Source organism: Pseudomonas defluvii, from assembly GCF_001695625.1.
Taxonomy (GTDB): Bacteria; Pseudomonadota; Gammaproteobacteria; order Pseudomonadales; family Pseudomonadaceae; genus Aquipseudomonas; species Aquipseudomonas defluvii.
This window is the reverse complement of the sequence record NZ_MBPN01000064.1, coordinates 1-16,753: the sequence shown is the minus strand read 5'-3', so window position 1 is coordinate 16,753 and position 16,753 is coordinate 1. Positions and strand designations below refer to the sequence as shown.

Genomic DNA, 16,753 nt, shown 5'->3' with positions numbered 1-16,753 from the left:
CACCGCCAGCGTCCCCGTATCGTCGTCGGCGGTCTTTCCTGACCTCAGCTAATGGCATAACAACAATGACGGCTCAAGTTCAGTCTCAAACCCACTACGACGTGATCGTCGTTGGTTCGGGTGCAGGTGCGATGACGTCGGCGGTCTTCCTCGCCGACCAGGGTTTCAGCGTGCTGATCGTGGAAAAAAGCGACAAGTACGGTGGTACTTCGGCTATTTCCGGCGGTGGGATCTGGATCCCGAACAATCACTACTTTGCTCGCCAGGGCGGTAACGATAGCTTCGAGTTGGCGATGCGCTACCTCAAGGCCGCGGCTGGCGAGCACGTTGATGATGCGCGCCTGCAGGCCTACCTGGACAATGCGCCAAAGATGATCGAGGCGCTCACCCGTACCAGTCGGGTACGTTATGCGGTGGCTGCCAAGTACCCGGACTACTACCCGCATTTGCCTGGTTCGCTGCCCGGAGGACGCACCCTCGACCCCGAGTTGTTCGACACCAGCCTGCTCGGTGAGGAACTGGACAACCTGCGCAAGCCGTCACCCTCGACCTTGCTGATGGGGCGTATTGCCTGGACTGCCCGGCATGCGCACAAGGCCATGGCCCGCAGCTTTGGCTGGCGCTGGCTGATCATGGGCCTGATGCTGCGTTACAAACTGGACTTCAAATGGCGGCGCAAAAGTAAATTCGACCGCCGCGCGGCCCTTGGCAGCGCGTTGGTTGCATCGCTGCGTCGTTCTCTGATGGACCGTAACGTGCCGTTGTGGCTGAACACCGATTTTCGTGGGTTGCTCACGGAGCAGGGCCGGGTCACTGGGGTCACGGTGCAACGTGAGGGTCAGGAAAAGCAGCTGCATGCGCGTTACGGGGTGATTCTGGGCTCCGGTGGCTTCGAGCAGAACCAGGCATTGCGCGAGCAATACCTGCCCAAGCCGACCCGCATGGCCTGGAGTGCGACGCCACCGGGCAACAACACCGGTGCCGCGTTGGAAGCGGGGATCGCCCAGGGCGCGGCGACCGCGTTGATGGACTGGGCCTGGTGGGCGCCGACCATTGCCGTGCCGGGCGAGGAAAAGCCGCGCGGTATCTTTGCCGAGCGGGCATTCCCCGGGGCAATTGTGGTCAACGGCGAGGGGCAACGCTTCGTCAACGAAGCGGCTCCGTACCTGGAGTTCGTCGATGCCATGCTCCGCGACAATCAGCGTACAGGCGGAAAGTCCGTGCCGGCCTGGGTGATTTTTGACGGGCATTTCCGCTTCCACTACGCCATGGGCCCGTTGATGCCGGCCCAGGTCATGCCTGACAGCCGTCTGCGCAAGGAATGGTTGAACACCTTGTACTGGAAGGCCGACACCCTGGCGCAACTGGCCGAACAGATCGGCGTCGATGCAGTGGGCCTTGAGCGCACAGTGGACAAGGTCAACGACTATGCGCGCACCGGCCAGGACCTGGACTTCGACCGTGGCGGCAATGTGTTCGACCGTTACTACGGCGATAGCAATATCAAGCCCAACCCGTGCCTGGCGCCCCTGCGCAAGGGGCCGTACTACGCCATGCGCCTGGATGCCGGTGATATTGGCACCAAGGGCGGCTTGCTGACCAACGAACATGCACAAGTGGTGCGCGACAACGGTACGCCCATTGACGGCCTGTACGCGATCGGCAACTGCTCCGCGTCGGTAATGGGTACCAGTTATCCGGGGGCGGGCGGCACCCTCGGGCCGGCGATGACCTTCGCCTATGTCGCTGCCAACCACCTCGCCAGCCAGCGTTAGGAGCCGTCATGGAGATGTCTGATAACAGCACCTGTACGGCGATTCAGGCACCATTGCGCGTTGCCGACAGCAGTAGCGTGACATGGGATGAGCAGTGCGATGTGCTGATCATCGGTTGGGGCGCGGCCGGGGCCTGTGCGGCACTGGAGGCCCGCGCCAATGGCGTCGATGTGCTGATCGCCGACCGTTTCACAGGTGGCGGCGCCAGTGCCAAGAGCGGTGGCGTCGTGTATGCCGGTGGGGGGACCCGGTATCAGTACGCCGCAGGCTTCAGTGACACCCCCGAGGCCATGTTCGACTACCTCAAGCACGAAACCCAGGGCGTGGTCAGCGACGAGACCCTGCGGCGCTTTTGTGCGGACAGCGTGGCCAACCTAGATTGGCTGGAAAGCCACGGTGCGCCTTACGGGCACCAGATGCCCCCAGGTGGCAAGACCTCCTATCCACCCGACGGCTACTTCCTCTACTACTCCGGCAATGAGCTGGTACCGCAGCACAGCGGCCCGTTGCCTCCGGCGCCACGCGGCCACCGTACGGTCGGCAAAGGCCAGTGTGGTGCGGTGCTGTATTCGCACCTCAAGGCGGCTTGCCTGCGCGCCGGGGTGCGGCCACTGCTGCAATCAGCCGCCAAGCGCCTGGTGCTTGACCAGGAGGGCCGGGTGATCGGTGCCGAGCTGTGGTGCCTGCCGCCGGGCAGCAAGCAGGCGAAGCTGCACGCCCGTTGGGCTGCCCGTGCCGAGCGCTTGCAGAACTTTTCCCCGGCCTACTGTGACAGGTTACGCCTGCGGGTCAGCCAACTGGAGCGCGAGTTCGCCCGGCCACGGCTGGTCAGGGCCCGGAACGGGGTGATCCTCAGTACGGGCGGGTTCATCTTCAACCGCGAACTGATCAAGCAGCACGCGCCGAAATTTCGCCGCAACTTCAAGGTGGGCGCCACCGGCTGTGACGGCAGCGGCCTGCGCCTGGGCGTGAGTGCCGGTGGTGAAGGCGCTGCGCTGAATCGGGTGTCGGCCTGGCGGTTCATCAATCCGCCCTACAGTTGGCACAAGGGCATCGTGGTCAACAGCCAAGGCCAGCGTTTCTGCAACGAAGAGGTCTATGGCGCGACGCTGGGTCAGCCGTTGATGGAGGAGCAGGGCGGCAAGGCCTGGCTGGTGCTCGATGCCCCGCTGCGCAAGAAGGCGATCCGGGAGGCACTGTTCGGTGGGTACTGGTGGTTCCAGAGCGTGCCGGCGCTGGCGTTGATGCTGCTCAAGGTGAGCAAGGGCAAGTGCCTGGAACAACTGGCTACGGTCACTGGCATGAAGGCCAGCGCGTTGCGCCAGTCGCTGCAGGCCAACAATGCGGCTGCGCGTGGTGAGGCGCCCGATCCATTCGGCAAGTCGCCAGGCGGTCGCCAGGTGCTTGAGCAGGGCCCGTTCTACGCCTGCGACATTTCCGTGACCAACCCGGTCTTCCCGCTAGGGGCGTTGACCCTGGGCGGTTTGCGGGTGGATGAAGGCAACGGGGCCGTGCTGGATACCCAAGGGCAGCCCATTGCGGGCCTTTACGCTGCCGGTCGCACCGCCCTGGGCATTCCCTCACACCTGTACATCAGTGGTCTATCACTGGCCGATTGCGTGTTCTCCGGGCGTCGCGCCGGGACGGCAGCCGCAATTAACCCTGCACAGCCACTGCAACATAACCGCGCACACGAGATGAGCTGATGACGATCAAGGAGAACAACATGCCCGGACGGGTTCATGGCAAGGTGGCGCTGGTGACTGGCGGTGCCAAGGGTATTGGCCGTGCCAGTGCACGGTTGTTGGCGGCTGAAGGCGCCCAGGTGCTGATCAGCGACATCGACGTCGTTGCCGGTGAGGCACTGGCTGCCGAGATCGGCCCGGCTGCGGCGTTTATCCGCCATGACGCCAGCAGCGAGGCAGAGTGGAAGCAGGTCATGGCGCACTTGCGTGAGCGCTATGGCCGCCTGGATATCCTGCTCAACAATGCCGGCATACTGCTGAGCGGTTCAGTCGAAGAAACTTCGTTGCAGGACTGGCAGAAGGTCATGCGGGTCAATGCCGACAGTGTGTTTCTCGGCTGTCGCGAGGGGATTGCGCTGATGAAGGAGGGCGGTGGTTCGATCATCAACCTGTCGTCGATTGCGGCACTGGCCGGGCGTGATGATTTCATGGCCTACAGTGCTTCGAAAGGCGCTGTGGCGGCCTTGTCGCGTTCAGTGGCGGTGCTCTGCCGACGCCGCAAGTACCGGATCCGCTGCAATACCCTGCACCCGGACGGCGTACTCACCGACATGACCAGTGGCGGCTTCCCGCAGGGTGTCGACCCGGTCCGCCTGACCATCGACAGTGACCCGATGAACCGCATGTGCTTGCCCGAGGATGTGGCGGCCAGTGTGCTGTTTCTTGCCAGCGATGAGTCCCGGGCCATCAACGGCGTCGAACTGCGCATCGACAGTGGGCAGATGGTGATGAGCATCTGATCATCACGTTAGTGCTTGATTGCACAAGGCCGCTTGCCTGTTGAAACGGGCAAGCGGCCTTGTGCTGTGTTGCAGTGCTGCGTTCTTCCGAGTGGATGCCGTTCAATGCCCCTCGAATTGTGCCGGGCGCTTTTCGATAAAGGCTTGCATGCCTTCTTTCTGGTCTCGGGAGGCGAACAGCAGGGCATTGGCCTTGCGCTCCAGTGCCAGGCCGGCCTCCAGCGGCGCATCCATGCCGGCGAGAATCACTTCCTTGATCTGTTCTGCGGCCAATGCCGGCATCGCTGCGATGACGCGAGCCAGCTCCAGGGCGTGAGCCTGGACCTGATCATCGTCCACCAGGTCACTGACCAGGCCGGCCACCCAGGCTTCTTCGGCGCTGATCGGTTGCCCGGTCAGGGCCATGCGCATGGCCTTTACCTTGCCCACGGCGCGGACCAATCGCTGGGTACCGCCAATGCCCGGCATGATGCCGATACGAATTTCCGGTTGGCAGAAGCGTGCGCTGCGCCCGGCGACGATCAGGTCGGCAAGCATCGCCAACTCGCAGCCACCGCCATAGGCGTACCCGCAGATCGCCGCGATCACCGGTTTCGGGCAGTGCTGAATCGGCGCCCAGACCCGTTCGGTATGGCGCCGGTAGATATCGATAGGGCCGACGCCGGCCATGCTGTTGATATCGCCGCCTGCGGCAAACACCTTGTCGCCGCCCGTCAGCAGGATGCAACGCACCTGCGGGTCGGCGCTCAGTTCGCTGAAGTAACGCGACAGCAAGGCTTGCAACTCCAGGCTCAGGGCATTGGTCGCGTGCGGACGGTTGAGCCGCAGCAGGGCTACGCCAGGCAGCGGGCGTTCGAGCAGAACCGGTGGAGCGGATGAATCAGGCATGAGCGTCCTCGTGAGCCAGGCGTCAGGTGAATGCCTGCCAGTGTCACGGCCGGACGGTGATGATTCATCGTCCGTTCAGACGAAGAATGGGCCTGGCTTTGTCCCTAGAGTGAACCCTGTCAGCAGAATTAAGGAGCGCGACATGGGGCTGCATTCGGGGCTTGATTACAGTGGCAAGGTGGTGCTCGTCACCGGCGGTACCAAGGGCATTGGCGCGGGCATTGCGCGTGAGTTTCTGGCGGCCGATGCGCAGGTGATCGTCTGCGCCCGCTCAGCGCCTGAGCAGGTGCCGACGCTGGAGGGGAAGCGCGCCATCTTCATCCCGGCGGACGTGCGCGACCCGGACTCGCTACAGGCGCTGTTCGACACCATCAGTCGCGATTTTGGCCGCCTTGACGTGGTCATCAACAACGCAGGCGGTAGCCCGGCAGCCGAGGCCGCCAGCGCATCGCCACGTTTTCACGACAGCATCATTCGTCTCAACCTGATCGCGCCTCTGAATGTCGCCCAGCACGCCAACCGCCTGATGCAGGCGCAAGTGCAGGGCGGTTGCATCGTGTTTATCGGCAGCATCAGCGCCTTGCGCGCCTCACCCGGGACGGCGGCCTATGGCGCGGCCAAGGCTGGCGTCCTGTCACTGGTGCAGTCGCTGGCGGTGGAATGGGGGCCGAAGGTTCGTGTGGTCGCGGTCAGCCCGGGCCTGGTGCTGACGGAACAGGCCCACCTGCATTACGGCAACGACGCCGGTATCGCCGCCGTCAGCGCCGGTATCCCGGCCGGTCGCATGGCCGTGGCGGCGGATGTCGCCAATGCCTGCCTGTACATCGCCTCGCCGCTGGCCAGCTACGCCAGCGGCTGCAACCTGCTGCTGCATGGCGGTGGCGAACGTCCGGCGTTTCTCGGTGCGGCGCAGGTTCTGCCCACCTGATCGACCCATGGTGGCGGCCGGGTCCGGTTGCCGCCCTCAATTTGCAGGAGACGACTTTGGCTGATCCACAATTGCTATCCAATGTGCGCGCCCTAGTGGGGCGCCAATACGGTCGTGTGTATGCCTGGGATGAGGTCAATGCACCGATGATTCGTCAGTGGTGCGAGATCATGGGTGTCGAAAACCCGCTCTACACCGATCCTGCGTTTGCCCTCGGCACGCCCCATGAGGGCTTGATTGCGCCGCCGGCGATGTTGCAGGTGTGGACCATGGAAGGCTTCCATGCCAACCACTATCCGCCAGGCTCCACCGACGAAAACCCCTATGAAGTGCTCAAGCTGTTCGAGCAGTACGGCTATAACTCGGTCGTGGCAGTGAACTCCGAGCTGAGCTTCACGCGCCCCTTGCGCCTGGGTGAAAAGCTCTACTACACCACCCGCCTGGATGCGGTGGGCGATGAGAAAACCACCGCCTTGGGCACGGGCTTCTTTGTCACCCTGGTGATGAGTCACTTCGTCGAAAAGGCCGGTGGCGACGAACCGGTAGGCGAGTTGCTGTTCCGCGTGTTCAAGTTTCGCCCGGCCAATGCTCAGCCAGCAGCGCCTGCGCCGGCCGCTGCACCTGCCAAGGCCAAGCGCCCGCAACCGGGCATCAGTGACGACACCCGGTTCTTCTGGGAGGGCTGCGCACAGGGCCAACTGTTGATCCAGCGCTGCACGGCCTGCGCCACCTTGCGCCATCCACCCGCGCCGGTATGCATCCAGTGCCACAGCTTCGACTGGGACACCGTCCAGGCCAGTGGTCGCGCCAGCCTCTACTCGTTTGTGGTCATGCACTACCCGGAGGTCGCGCCGTTCGATCACCCGAACCCCATCGGTCTGATCGAGCTGGAGGAGGGCGTACGCCTGATCGCCGGGTTGGTCGGCATTGAGCGTGAGCAGTTGCAGATCGGCCAGCGTTTGCAGGTCGAGTTCCAGACCTTCGATGACGCGCTGACCTTGCCCCTGTTTCGGCCCGTCGGCGCGTAGGAGTTGACCCCATGAATTTTGAATTGACCGAAGACCAGCGCGCGATTGCGCAGATGGCTGACAGCCTGTTTGTCGACCACTGCCACGACGACTACCTGCGTCGCTGGGATACCAGTGGTGAGCCGCTGATGGCTCCACTCTGGGCGCTCTGCATTGAAACCGGGCTGCACGCCTTGGCGATTCCTGAATCCCACGGTGGCAGTGGCCTGGGCATGACCGAGCTGATGCTGGTGTTGCAGGCTCAGGGCAAGGGCTTGGCACAGGTGCCGCTGTGGCGGCATCAACTGGCCGCAGCGACCCTTGCCGAGTTCGCATTGCCCGAGCTCGCGACCTGGGCCGAAAAAGCCGCCTCGGGTGAAGCCATGCTGACCCTGGCCATCGATGCCCTTGGCAGTGCCTGCGGCATCGAGCTTCAGGCCCGTCCGTGTGCCGAGGGCTGGGAAATCAATGGTCGGGTTGCGGCCGTGGCCCTGGGTGAACAGGCACGGGCGGCACTGGTGCTGGCAGACGTAGACGGCCAGCCGCGGTTGTTGCTGCTCGATCTCTCGGTCGCACAGGTAACCCGTGTGCCAGCGGTGCTTACCCACGGTGAAGCCGTGGCCGATGTGCATGTCGAGGGCCTGCGCGTTGCGGCCCCGCAGTTGCTGCCCAGTGCTGCCCTGGCCTGGCTGGAGCCACGCAGCGTGGCGGCCTTGGCCGCGTTGCAGTTGGGTGTCAGCGAGGAGCAGATCCGCCGCACCGTGGCCTATGTCAGTGAGCGTCAGCAGTTCGAGCGGCGTATCGGCAGCTTCCAGGCGGTGCAAATGAGCATGGCCGATGCGCATATCGCCCTTGAGGCCCTGCGCAGTGTGCTTTGGCAACTCTGCTATCGCCTCGACGCCGGTTTGCCGTCGCCGTCGGAAGCGCTGGCCACCGCTTATCTGGCGTGTGAAGCGGGACATCGCATCGGCCACATCGCACAGCACGTGCATGGCGGTATCGGCGTCGACCTGACGTACCCGATCCACCGTTTTCTCTATTGGAGCCGCGCCCTGGGCCTCGCCCTGGGTGGTTCGGCGGCAAGCCTGGAACGTCTCGGCGATTGGCTGAGCGATAACGACAAGCTGGGATGGAAATATGACCTCGAAGAACACCAAGCGCTTTGAAGACGTGCGCCCCGGCGAAGTGCTGCCTGAACTGGCGGTTCCAATCACGGTCGGCCTGATCACCGGTGGCGCGATTGCCACCCGGGATTATTTTCCGGGGCACCATGACCTGGAGGCAGCCCGCGCACTGGGCTCACCGCATATCTTCATGAACATCCTGACCACCAACGGGCTGGTGCAACGTTATGTCGAAGGCTGGGCGGGGCCGTTGGCCACGTTCACCTCACTGAAAATCAAGCTGGGTGCACCGAACTACCCTGGTGACTGCATGACCTTCAGCGGCAGCGTGACCCGCCAGGATGCCGACACCCGTACGGTGGAAGTCACCCTCAGCGGCAAAAATTCCATGGGCAACCACGTGACCGGTACGGTCGCGCTGGTCCTGCCCTGACAGCCGGAGACACAGACATGACGACTTCGTCGATATCCGGACGCGCCGCGATAGTTGGTTTGGGCGCGACCGAGTTTTCCAAGAACTCCGGGCGCACGGAACTGCGCCTGGCCCTTGAAGCCACGCTGAGCGCGCTGAAGGATGCGGGCATTGACCCTTCCGAGGTTGAGGGCTTCAGCTCTTACTCGGTGGACAAGGTTCCGGAATACGAAATTGCCCGCCTGTTGGGTTGCAAGGACGTGAAGTTCTTTTCGCAAGTGCCCCACGGCGGTGGTGCGGCGTGTGCGCCGATCATGCACGCGGCCATGGCGGTGGCCACCGGTGTGGCAAAAGTGGTGGTGGTCTACCGGGCCATGAATGAGCGGTCCTGGTATCGCTTCGGCACCGGCACGTACGGTTTCGCCTCGACGCCGATCTTCGAGAACGTCAACTACGGCTGGTACATGCCTCACGGCTTCCATACGCCGGCGGCCTGGGTGGGCATGTTTGCTCAACGCTACATGCACACCTATGGGGCCACGTCCGAGGATTTCGGTCGGGTCGCAGTGGCCGTGCGTGATTTTGCCGCGACCAACCCCCAGGCGTTTTTCTACGGCAAGCCTATTACCCTTGAGGAGCACCAGGCCTCGCGCTGGATCTGCGAACCGCTGCACCTGCTCGACTGCTGCCAGGAGTCCGATGGCGCCGTGGCCATGGTGATCACTTCGGCGGAGCGTGCCCGCGATCTGCGCCAGAAGCCGGTGATGATCAAGGCCGGTTCCCAGGGCATTACTGACGGTCAGCAGATCATGACCTCGTTCTACCGTGACGACATTACCGGGCTGCCGGAAATGGGCGTGGTGGCCCGTGAGCTTTATCGCCAGTCAGGGCTGGGGCCGGAAGCGTTTCAGACAGCGGTGATCTATGACCATTTCACCCCGTTCGTGCTGCCGCAACTGGAAGAGTTCGGTTTCGCCAAGCGTGGCGAGGCCAAGGAGTTCATCCGCGCGGGCCATCATGCCCGTGGCGGCAAGTTGCCGATCAACCCCCACGGCGGACAACTGGGCGAAGCCTACATTCATGGCATGAACGGCGTCGCCGAAGCGGTGCGTCAGGTGCGTGGCACCGCGGTCAACCAGGTGCCGGCGGTAGAAAACGTGCTGGTCACTGCCGGTACCGGCGTGCCGACCAGCGGCCTGATTCTCGGCGCGGCCTAAGGAGGCGTTATATGTTCGTTGATCTGACTCCTGAACAACACGCCCTGCGCCACAAGGTGCGGGACTACTTCCAGGCGCTGATGACCCCGCAGCTGCGTGAGCAGTTGCGGGGCCAGGAAGGCGGCGAGCTGTACCGGCAAACCATCCGGCAAATGGGCCGCGACGGTTGGCTGGCCGTTGGCTGGCCCAAAGAGCATGGTGGCCAAGGCTACGCGGCCACTGAGCAGTTGATTTTCTTTGAAGAGGCCAACATTGCCGGTGCGCCATTGCCGTTCGTGACCATCAGCACTGTCGGCCCGGCCCTGATGACCCATGGCAGCGCGCTGCAAAAGGAGCGCTTCCTGCCGGGCATCGCTGCGGGCGAGATCATGTTTGCCATCGGCTACTCCGAGCCGGACGCCGGCAGTGACCTGGCGGTTCTCAAGACCAGCGCACGCCTGCAAGGCGATGAGTTCGTGGTCAATGGCAACAAATTGTGGACGTCCGGTGCCGATGCGGCGGACTACATCTGGCTGGCGGCGCGCACTGACCCCACGCAAGCGCGTCACAAGGGGATTTCGATCCTGATCCTCGATACCCAGGCGCCCGGGTTTTCCACGACACTGATCCCGACCACCAGCATTGCCACGACTGCCACCTATTACGACAACGTGCGGGTGCCCAAGGACATGCTGGTAGGGGAGCTGCACGGTGGCTGGAAGCTGATCACCGAGCAACTCAACCATGAGCGGCTTGGGCTTGGCTCCTGGTCGGACAAGGTCGTCGCCTTGTTCCGCCGGGTCTACCTGTGGGCGCGTTGCCGTGATGAACAGGGCCGACGGGCCATGGACAAGGGCTGGGTGCGCAGTTCGTTGGCAGAGTGTTATGCCCGCCTGGAAGCGATGCGCCTGATCAACTTGCGTATCGCCGCCGACCTTGAGCAGCAGCGCATGGATGTGGCCCTGAGTTCGACCACCAAGGTGTACGGCTCCGAGTCGGCCATCGAGATACTGCGCAAGCTCGCCGCCATTCTCGGCGCCAACGGTTCGTTGCGCAGCGGCTCCTCAGCGGCCTTGTTGCAGGGGGAGCTGGAGTACGAACTGCGCTCCTCGGTCACCCTGACGTTTGGCGGTGGCACCAACGAAATTCAGCGTGAACTGATCGCCCAGTTCGGCCTGGGCATGCCACGTACCCAACGCTGACAGCGCCCGCGCCGCTCAGCCAATACAACAAGAACAGTACCCGCTCCGGACTGAGTCCGGGGCCGGGTCGAGGGTGAATTTCATGAGCACGATTGAGCAATTCAGGCACGAGACCCGTGCCTGGCTGGAGGCCAACTGCCCCTTGTCCATGCGAACCGCCATGGCGGAGGGCGAAGTGGTGTGGGGTGCCAGCCAGCCGCAGTTCCCCAGCGAAGACGCCCGGTTGTGGTTTGAGCGCATGCGTGACAAGCGCTGGTTCTGCCCGGAGTGGCCCGAGGAATACGGCGGTGCGGGCTTGAGCGAAGAGCAACTGGCGGTACTTGAGAGCGAAATGCGCAGGCTCAAGTGTCGGCCGCCCCAGATCAACCTGGGCATCTGGATGCTTGGGCCGGTGCTGCTGGCATTTGGCAGTGAGGAGCAGAAGCGGACGTTATTGCCGCCCATGGCCCGGGGTGAAGTGCGCTGGTGTCAGGGCTTCTCTGAGCCTAACGCGGGTTCCGACCTTGCCAGCCTGAAAATGGCGGCCCGTGATGCTGGCGACCACTTTGTCGTTGATGGCAGCAAGATCTGGACGTCCTACGGCGATAAATCCGATTGGATGTACGCTCTGGTACGAACCAACCCCTCGGTGCCCAAGCATGAAGGTATCAGCCTGATCGTGCTGGATATGCGCAGCCCTGGGGTCAAGGCGGTACCGATTGACCTGATCAGCGGCAAATCGGCGTTCTGCCAGGTGTTCTTCGATGCGGTGAAGGTGCCCAAGCAACAACTGATCGGCCCTTTGGATGGCGGCTGGAACCTGGGCAAGTACCTGCTGCAGCACGAACGCAAGGCCATGTCGAAGTTTGGCGAGATCAGCCTGCCCTCGCATTTCCATTTGCTTTCGCTGCTGCGTGAATACCTGCCGCGCCCTCAAAGCCAAGGTGAACAGGCGCTGCATGCCCGCGCCGTGGCCTGCGCGATGAATGAACACGCCTATGGCCTGACGGTTCAGCGCATGAGCGAAGAAGCCAGGTTCGGTGACGACGTCAGTGGCCTGATGTCGATCATGAAACTGGTGCACACCGAGCAGGAGCGCGACAAGTTCGAAGTCCTGCTCGATGCCATGGGCGGGCATGCCTTCGGCTGGCAAAGCGAGGCCTTCAGTGCCCAGCAACAGGCGATTACCCGGGCCTGGTTGAACAGCTATGCCCTGACGATTTCCGGTGGTGCCTCGGAGATCCAGCTCAATGTCATCGCCAAGCGCGTGCTTGGTCTGCCCGATGCAAAGAAAGGAGTGACGCCATGAACCTGCGCTACAGCGAAGAGCAGCGCTTGCTCGCCGACAGTGCCCGGGATTTTCTCGCGGCGCGCAGCCCGGTTGCGGCCCAGCGTCGGCTGCGCGACGAGGGCTCGGTGCTCGGTTTTGATCCGCAGCTGTGGCAAGCCGCCGTGGAACTGGGCTGGAGTGCAATTCCATTTCCGGAAAATTACGGTGGCCTGGACTTTGGCTGCATGGGGCTTGGGCCGGTGTTCGAGTCTATCGGCCACAACCTGGCGGCCACGCCCTTGCTGTCGAGCGTGGTGCTGGGTGGTTCGCTATTGCACCTGACGGGCAACCCGCAACAGCAGGACCGCTGGCTGAATGCCCTGATCAGCGGCGAGAAACGCCTGGCCCTGGCGCTGGATGAACAGTCACGTCATAACCCGTTGGGTACGGCCCTTGAGGCGGTGGTCGAGGGTGACGGTTTCCGTTTGCGGGGTGACAAGTACTGGGTGGTCGACGGGGTTGGCGCCGATGCGTACCTGCTGGCTGCGCGTACCTCGGGGCATGCGGGTGAGGCACAGGGGATCAGCCTGTTCCTGGTACCTGCCGATACCCCTGGGCTGAATTGCAGCGCCTTGCCGTTGATCGACTCGCGTAACTGTGCGCGGCTACGGCTGGACGGTGTGCAACTGGGCAGTGACGCACTGTTGGGCACGCTCGGTGATGGCTGGGCCGCGTTGGACACCGCGCTGGACCGCGGCCGTGCGTGCCTGGCCGCAGAACTGTTGGGCATGGCCGAGCAACTGTTCCAGACCACCCTCGACTACCTCAAGACCCGCGTGCAATTCGACACGCCGATTGGCTCGTTCCAGGCCCTGCAACATCGTGCCGCCCAGTTGTACGTCGATCTGGCCCTGGCCCGCAGCGCAGTCATGGCCGGGCTGGCGGCCCTGGACGACGCCAGCCTGAGTGTCGCCGAACGTGGCCGACTGGTCAGCCTGGCGAAGTGGAAGGCCGGTGATACGGCAATCAAGGTCAGCAATGAAGCCGTACAGATGCACGGTGGCATCGGGGTCACCGATGAACTGGATGTCGGTCTTTACCTCAAGCGTGTGCGCGTCGCCCAGGCCTGTTTGGGTGACCGGGATTTTCATTGCGAACGCTATTCGGCCCTCGACGAGGCCTGCGCCTGAAGGCGCGACGTCTCGGTTGCCCTGGAGAACGACACATGAGCATTGAACGATGGCAATCCGCCTGGCAGCAATTGATTGCACCGGGCTCGCCTTTTGAAGTGGTAAGCCCGGCGGAGGGTGGTGCACGTTTTTTTCGGCATACCGCACACAACCTGGTGGAAGCAATTGATGCCGGTCGTGTGCACGGTGAGCGCGAGTTCCTGGTGTGGCAAGCACAGCGGCTGACCTTTGCCGAGTACTTCGATCAGGTTGACCGGCTGGCAGGGCAGATGGTCGCCTGCTTTGACCTGCGTCCTGGCGAGCGGGTTGCCATTGCCATGCGCAATCAGCCGGCCTGGCTGGTGGCATTCGCCGCGATCCAGCGTTGTGGCGCGGTGTGTGTACCGCTCAATAGCTGGGGCCTGCGTGACGAGTTGCTGCATGGCTTGCACGACAGCGGTGCCCGCGTGCTGCTGTGCGATGAACCGCGGCTGAGCGTGCTGCAAGACGACCTGGCCGGCGACCAGTTGCCAACGATCGTTGTGGGAACGGAACGTCAGGTACAACTGCCCGAGTACTGTCTTCGCTATGAAGACCTGTTGGCCGACGCGCGCTTGCCTGTTCCAGTGGTGAATATTGACCCTGATGCACCGGCACTGATCCTCTACACCTCCGGCACTACCAGCCGGGCCAAGGGCGTGGTGTCCAGCCACCGAGCGATCTGTCAGGCCCTGACCGCACTGGAGTTCCAGAGCGCATTCTGCGCGCTGAGCTCACCTGAGCTCATCAGTGGGGTGATCCAGAGCGGCTACCCACCCACCACCCTGATGGCGGTTCCACTGTTCCATGTCAGCGGGTTGCATGCGCAGTTCCTTTCGGCAATGCGCAGTGGCCGGCGTTTGCTGCTGATGTACAAGTGGGACGTCGAACGCGCCCTCGATCTGATCTGTGAGGAGCACTGTACCCAGTTCAGTGGCGCACCGGTCATGATGCAGCAACTGCTCGCATCGCCACGCTTTGGCTCCGAGCAGACCGCCAGCCTGTTCGGGCTGGGCCTTGGGGGTGGTGCGTCCTCCAGTGGTTTACTGGCCGAGATGATCGCACGCAAGCCCGAGGCCATTTGTGGCAGCGGTTACGGCCTGACGGAAAGCAACGGCATCGGCGCGGCCATTGGGGGCGATCAGTTCGTCTACAAACCGGCAACGGCCGGTTGGCCATTGCCGATTGTCGATGTGCGCATTGGCGACGACCCGCGGCAGCCGTTGCCCAACGGTTCCAGTGGTTTGATCTGGCTGCGTTCGCCAACCCTGATGAGCGGCTATTGGAACCTGCCGCAGGCCAGCACCGAGGCCTTGCGCGACGGGTGGCTCGACACGGGGGATATCGGCTACCTGGACGAGGAGGGATTTCTTTGCATTACCGGGCGGCTCAAGGACCTGATCAACCGCGGTGGCGAGAAAATCTCGGCGGCCGAAATTGAAGCCTGTGTCAGTGAAATGCCCGGTGTTGACGAGGCGGCGGCATTTGCCATCCCCGATCCGGTACTGGGTGAAGCCGTGGCGTTGGTCATTCACGGCAATACCGGGCAGATGCCCGACCAAGAGCACGTCTGTGCATTCATTGCCCAGCGGCTGGCGGGCTACAAGGTCCCGGCGCGGGTGTACTCGCAGGCTGAGCCACTGCCACGCAACGCCACCGGCAAAGTGCTCAAGAGCGCGCTGAAAGAAAGGTGGAAGCACCTTGATTTTTAGTCTTTCCGGACGATGTTGGCGCCGTCAGAACACGAACAATAGGCCCATACCCGCAAGCCTTATCAGCGAAGGAGGCAATACATGAAAATAACAAGAACAGGTGTCATGCTCGCAGCCGCATTAACCGCCAATGCCGGGATTATCGGTAGCGCATACGCCGAGGTGTCGCCTCAGGAAGCCGCCAAGCTGGGCAAGGAACTGACCTGCGTCGGTGCCGAGCAGGCCGGTAATGCTGCAGGAACCATTCCCCCGTACACCGGCAAATACCTGGGTGAGGTCCCCGGCTGGAATCACGTGAAGTTCTCGGGTGACCAACCTGTGGACCCTTACGCGTCGGAGAAGCCGATCCTGGTGATCACCGCACAGAACATGAGCCAGTACGAGGCGCACCTGACCGAAGGTCAGAAAGCCCTGCTGAAGAAGTACCCGACCACCTACAAGATGAACGTCTACCCTGGGCATCGGGATTTCCGTTACCCCGATTATGTGTGCCGGCGGGCGATGCAGAACGCACTGACTGCCAAGCTGGTCAATGACGGCCTGGGCATTGAAGGGCTCGGTCAGGTGCCGTTCCCGATTCCGAAAAACGGCATGGAAGTGCTTTGGAACCATCAGTTGCCGGCGCGCGCCTACACCGAGGAAAAGATCAGCGACCTGGCGTCCGTGTTGCCCAACGGCAGTATCGGTTGGGGCCGTGCCCATGCGCGCAACCTGTCGCAGGCCAACTCGCCAACGGTCGAACCCAAGACCGAAGACAAGGTCCAGGCGATGAGTTACAACACCACGCTGAAACCGGCCCGTGACAACGGCGTGATCAGCATTGCCCATGAACCCTACAACTTCGCCACCGAATCCCGCCAGGCCTGGGCCTATAGCCCGTCGACCCGACGCGTCCGGCAAATGCCGGGCTACGGTTATGACCAACCGATGATCGGTACCAACGGGACCATGACGGTCGATGAGGACCGGTTGTTCAACGGCGCGCCGGAACGCTACACCTGGAAACTGATTGGCAAGCGTGAAATTTACAGCCCGGCCAACGCGTTCAAACCGAATGCGGGGAACATCAAGTACGCTGACATGCTCACGCCCAACCACCCCAATCCTGAGTTCATGCGTTATGAGCTGCGGCGTGTCTGGGTAGTGGAGGCTGACCTGAAGGAAGGCTATCGCCACGTCTATGGCAAGCGGGTGCTGTTCATTGACGAAGACACCTGGAACGCGGTCATGGCCGATAACTACGATGCCCGTGGGCAGCTGTGGAAGCATGCAATGATCAACTACTACTACCATCCGGACATGAGCGGCTGGCAGGCAGGTTCACAGTTTTTCATGGACTTGAACTCGGGCCAGTACACCGGCTACGGGATGACCAACGAGGCGAAGAAAGGGCCGATCCTCAACGAGAGCAAGTTCACGCCGGACATGTACACGTCCGACGCGGCGCGGGCTATCGGTCGCTGATCGTTACGCTGTAGTGGCTGCACCTTGAAGCCCTGCCGGTCTCCGGCAGGGCTTTTTTCTATCGCAGCAGATGCCAGTGTTACGCCATTGGCGTACACAACTC

14 protein-coding genes are annotated in these 16,753 nt (G+C 62.8%); 13 read left to right on the top strand and 1 reads right to left on the bottom strand.

Annotated features, from left to right (window positions below):
- The first annotated feature begins 65 nt into the window (after positions 1-65).
- The 3 genes from EKA13_RS17205 to EKA13_RS17195 are packed head-to-tail and all read left to right on the top strand — an operon-like array spanning position 66 to position 4,260.
- Positions 66-1,775: an FAD-binding protein gene (locus EKA13_RS17205; protein WP_065760550.1), complete on the top strand. Its 1,710-nt coding sequence runs from the start codon at positions 66-68 to the stop codon at positions 1,773-1,775.
- 8 nt (positions 1,776-1,783) lie between these two features.
- On the top strand, positions 1,784-3,481 hold the full coding sequence (locus EKA13_RS17200) for an FAD-binding protein (RefSeq protein ID WP_065760549.1): 1,698 nt from the start codon (positions 1,784-1,786) through the stop codon (positions 3,479-3,481).
- 20 nt (positions 3,482-3,501) lie between these two features.
- Complete coding sequence (locus EKA13_RS17195) at positions 3,502-4,260, top strand: SDR family oxidoreductase (RefSeq protein WP_065760560.1); 759 nt, start codon at positions 3,502-3,504, stop codon at positions 4,258-4,260.
- Positions 4,261-4,362: 102 nt separating this feature from the next.
- On the opposite strand, the gene EKA13_RS17190 is transcribed toward EKA13_RS17195, so the two are convergent.
- Positions 4,363-5,148, bottom strand: a complete 786-nt coding sequence (locus EKA13_RS17190) for an enoyl-CoA hydratase (protein ID WP_065760548.1) — start codon at positions 5,146-5,148, stop codon at positions 4,363-4,365.
- Between the two features lie 142 nt (positions 5,149-5,290).
- On the opposite strand from EKA13_RS17190, the gene EKA13_RS17185 reads away from it, so the two are divergent.
- From EKA13_RS17185 to EKA13_RS17140, 10 genes are all read left to right on the top strand, one after another.
- On the top strand, positions 5,291-6,076 hold the full coding sequence (locus EKA13_RS17185) for an SDR family oxidoreductase (protein WP_065760547.1): 786 nt from the start codon (positions 5,291-5,293) through the stop codon (positions 6,074-6,076).
- 56 nt (positions 6,077-6,132) lie between these two features.
- Positions 6,133-7,104, top strand: a complete 972-nt coding sequence (locus tag EKA13_RS17180) for a bifunctional MaoC family dehydratase N-terminal/OB-fold nucleic acid binding domain-containing protein (RefSeq protein ID WP_083199833.1) — start codon at positions 6,133-6,135, stop codon at positions 7,102-7,104.
- 11 nt (positions 7,105-7,115) lie between these two features.
- On the top strand, positions 7,116-8,249 hold the full coding sequence (locus EKA13_RS17175; protein WP_065760546.1) for an acyl-CoA dehydrogenase family protein: 1,134 nt from the start codon (positions 7,116-7,118) through the stop codon (positions 8,247-8,249).
- Entirely contained in the window at positions 8,221-8,640 is a 420-nt protein-coding gene (locus EKA13_RS17170) for a MaoC family dehydratase (protein ID WP_065760545.1), read from the top strand. The genes EKA13_RS17175 and EKA13_RS17170 overlap by 29 nt, the downstream gene beginning before the upstream one ends.
- Before the next feature lie 17 nt (positions 8,641-8,657).
- A complete protein-coding gene (locus tag EKA13_RS17165; RefSeq protein WP_065760544.1) occupies positions 8,658-9,836 on the top strand; it encodes a lipid-transfer protein in 1,179 nt (392 codons plus the stop codon).
- A gap of 11 nt (positions 9,837-9,847) precedes the next feature.
- On the top strand, positions 9,848-11,017 hold the full coding sequence (locus tag EKA13_RS17160) for an acyl-CoA dehydrogenase family protein (protein ID WP_065760543.1): 1,170 nt from the start codon (positions 9,848-9,850) through the stop codon (positions 11,015-11,017).
- Positions 11,018-11,099: 82 nt separating this feature from the next.
- Positions 11,100-12,305 (top strand): acyl-CoA dehydrogenase family protein, encoded by a 1,206-nt coding sequence (locus EKA13_RS17155; RefSeq protein WP_065760542.1) that lies wholly within the window; start codon positions 11,100-11,102, stop codon positions 12,303-12,305.
- Positions 12,302-13,456 (top strand): acyl-CoA dehydrogenase family protein, encoded by a 1,155-nt coding sequence (locus tag EKA13_RS17150; RefSeq protein WP_065760541.1) that lies wholly within the window; start codon positions 12,302-12,304, stop codon positions 13,454-13,456. Before EKA13_RS17155 ends, EKA13_RS17150 begins: the two co-directional genes overlap by 4 nt.
- A 35-nt stretch (positions 13,457-13,491) precedes the next feature.
- Entirely contained in the window at positions 13,492-15,186 is a 1,695-nt protein-coding gene (locus tag EKA13_RS17145) for a class I adenylate-forming enzyme family protein (RefSeq protein ID WP_065760540.1), read from the top strand.
- 81 nt (positions 15,187-15,267) lie between these two features.
- The gene (locus EKA13_RS17140; RefSeq protein ID WP_065760539.1) at positions 15,268-16,650 is read left to right on the top strand and encodes a DUF1329 domain-containing protein; all 1,383 of its coding nucleotides are present in this window, start codon (positions 15,268-15,270) and stop codon (positions 16,648-16,650) included.
- The last annotated feature ends 103 nt before the right edge of the window (positions 16,651-16,753 follow it).

Coding starts and splice junctions, on each gene's coding strand:
- EKA13_RS17145 (WP_065760540.1), top strand. CDS start 13,492: ATGAGCATTGAACGATGGCAATCCGCCTGGCAGCAATTGATTGCACCG.
- EKA13_RS17150 (WP_065760541.1), top strand. CDS start 12,302: ATGAACCTGCGCTACAGCGAAGAGCAGCGCTTGCTCGCCGACAGTGCC.
- EKA13_RS17185 (WP_065760547.1), top strand. CDS start 5,291: ATGGGGCTGCATTCGGGGCTTGATTACAGTGGCAAGGTGGTGCTCGTC.
- EKA13_RS17160 (WP_065760543.1), top strand. CDS start 9,848: ATGTTCGTTGATCTGACTCCTGAACAACACGCCCTGCGCCACAAGGTG.
- EKA13_RS17205 (WP_065760550.1), top strand. CDS start 66: ATGACGGCTCAAGTTCAGTCTCAAACCCACTACGACGTGATCGTCGTT.
- EKA13_RS17165 (WP_065760544.1), top strand. CDS start 8,658: ATGACGACTTCGTCGATATCCGGACGCGCCGCGATAGTTGGTTTGGGC.
- EKA13_RS17140 (WP_065760539.1), top strand. CDS start 15,268: ATGAAAATAACAAGAACAGGTGTCATGCTCGCAGCCGCATTAACCGCC.
- EKA13_RS17195 (WP_065760560.1), top strand. CDS start 3,502: ATGCCCGGACGGGTTCATGGCAAGGTGGCGCTGGTGACTGGCGGTGCC.
- EKA13_RS17170 (WP_065760545.1), top strand. CDS start 8,221: ATGACCTCGAAGAACACCAAGCGCTTTGAAGACGTGCGCCCCGGCGAA.
- EKA13_RS17155 (WP_065760542.1), top strand. CDS start 11,100: ATGAGCACGATTGAGCAATTCAGGCACGAGACCCGTGCCTGGCTGGAG.
- EKA13_RS17175 (WP_065760546.1), top strand. CDS start 7,116: ATGAATTTTGAATTGACCGAAGACCAGCGCGCGATTGCGCAGATGGCT.
- EKA13_RS17190 (WP_065760548.1), bottom strand. CDS start 5,148: ATGCCTGATTCATCCGCTCCACCGGTTCTGCTCGAACGCCCGCTGCCT.
- EKA13_RS17200 (WP_065760549.1), top strand. CDS start 1,784: ATGGAGATGTCTGATAACAGCACCTGTACGGCGATTCAGGCACCATTG.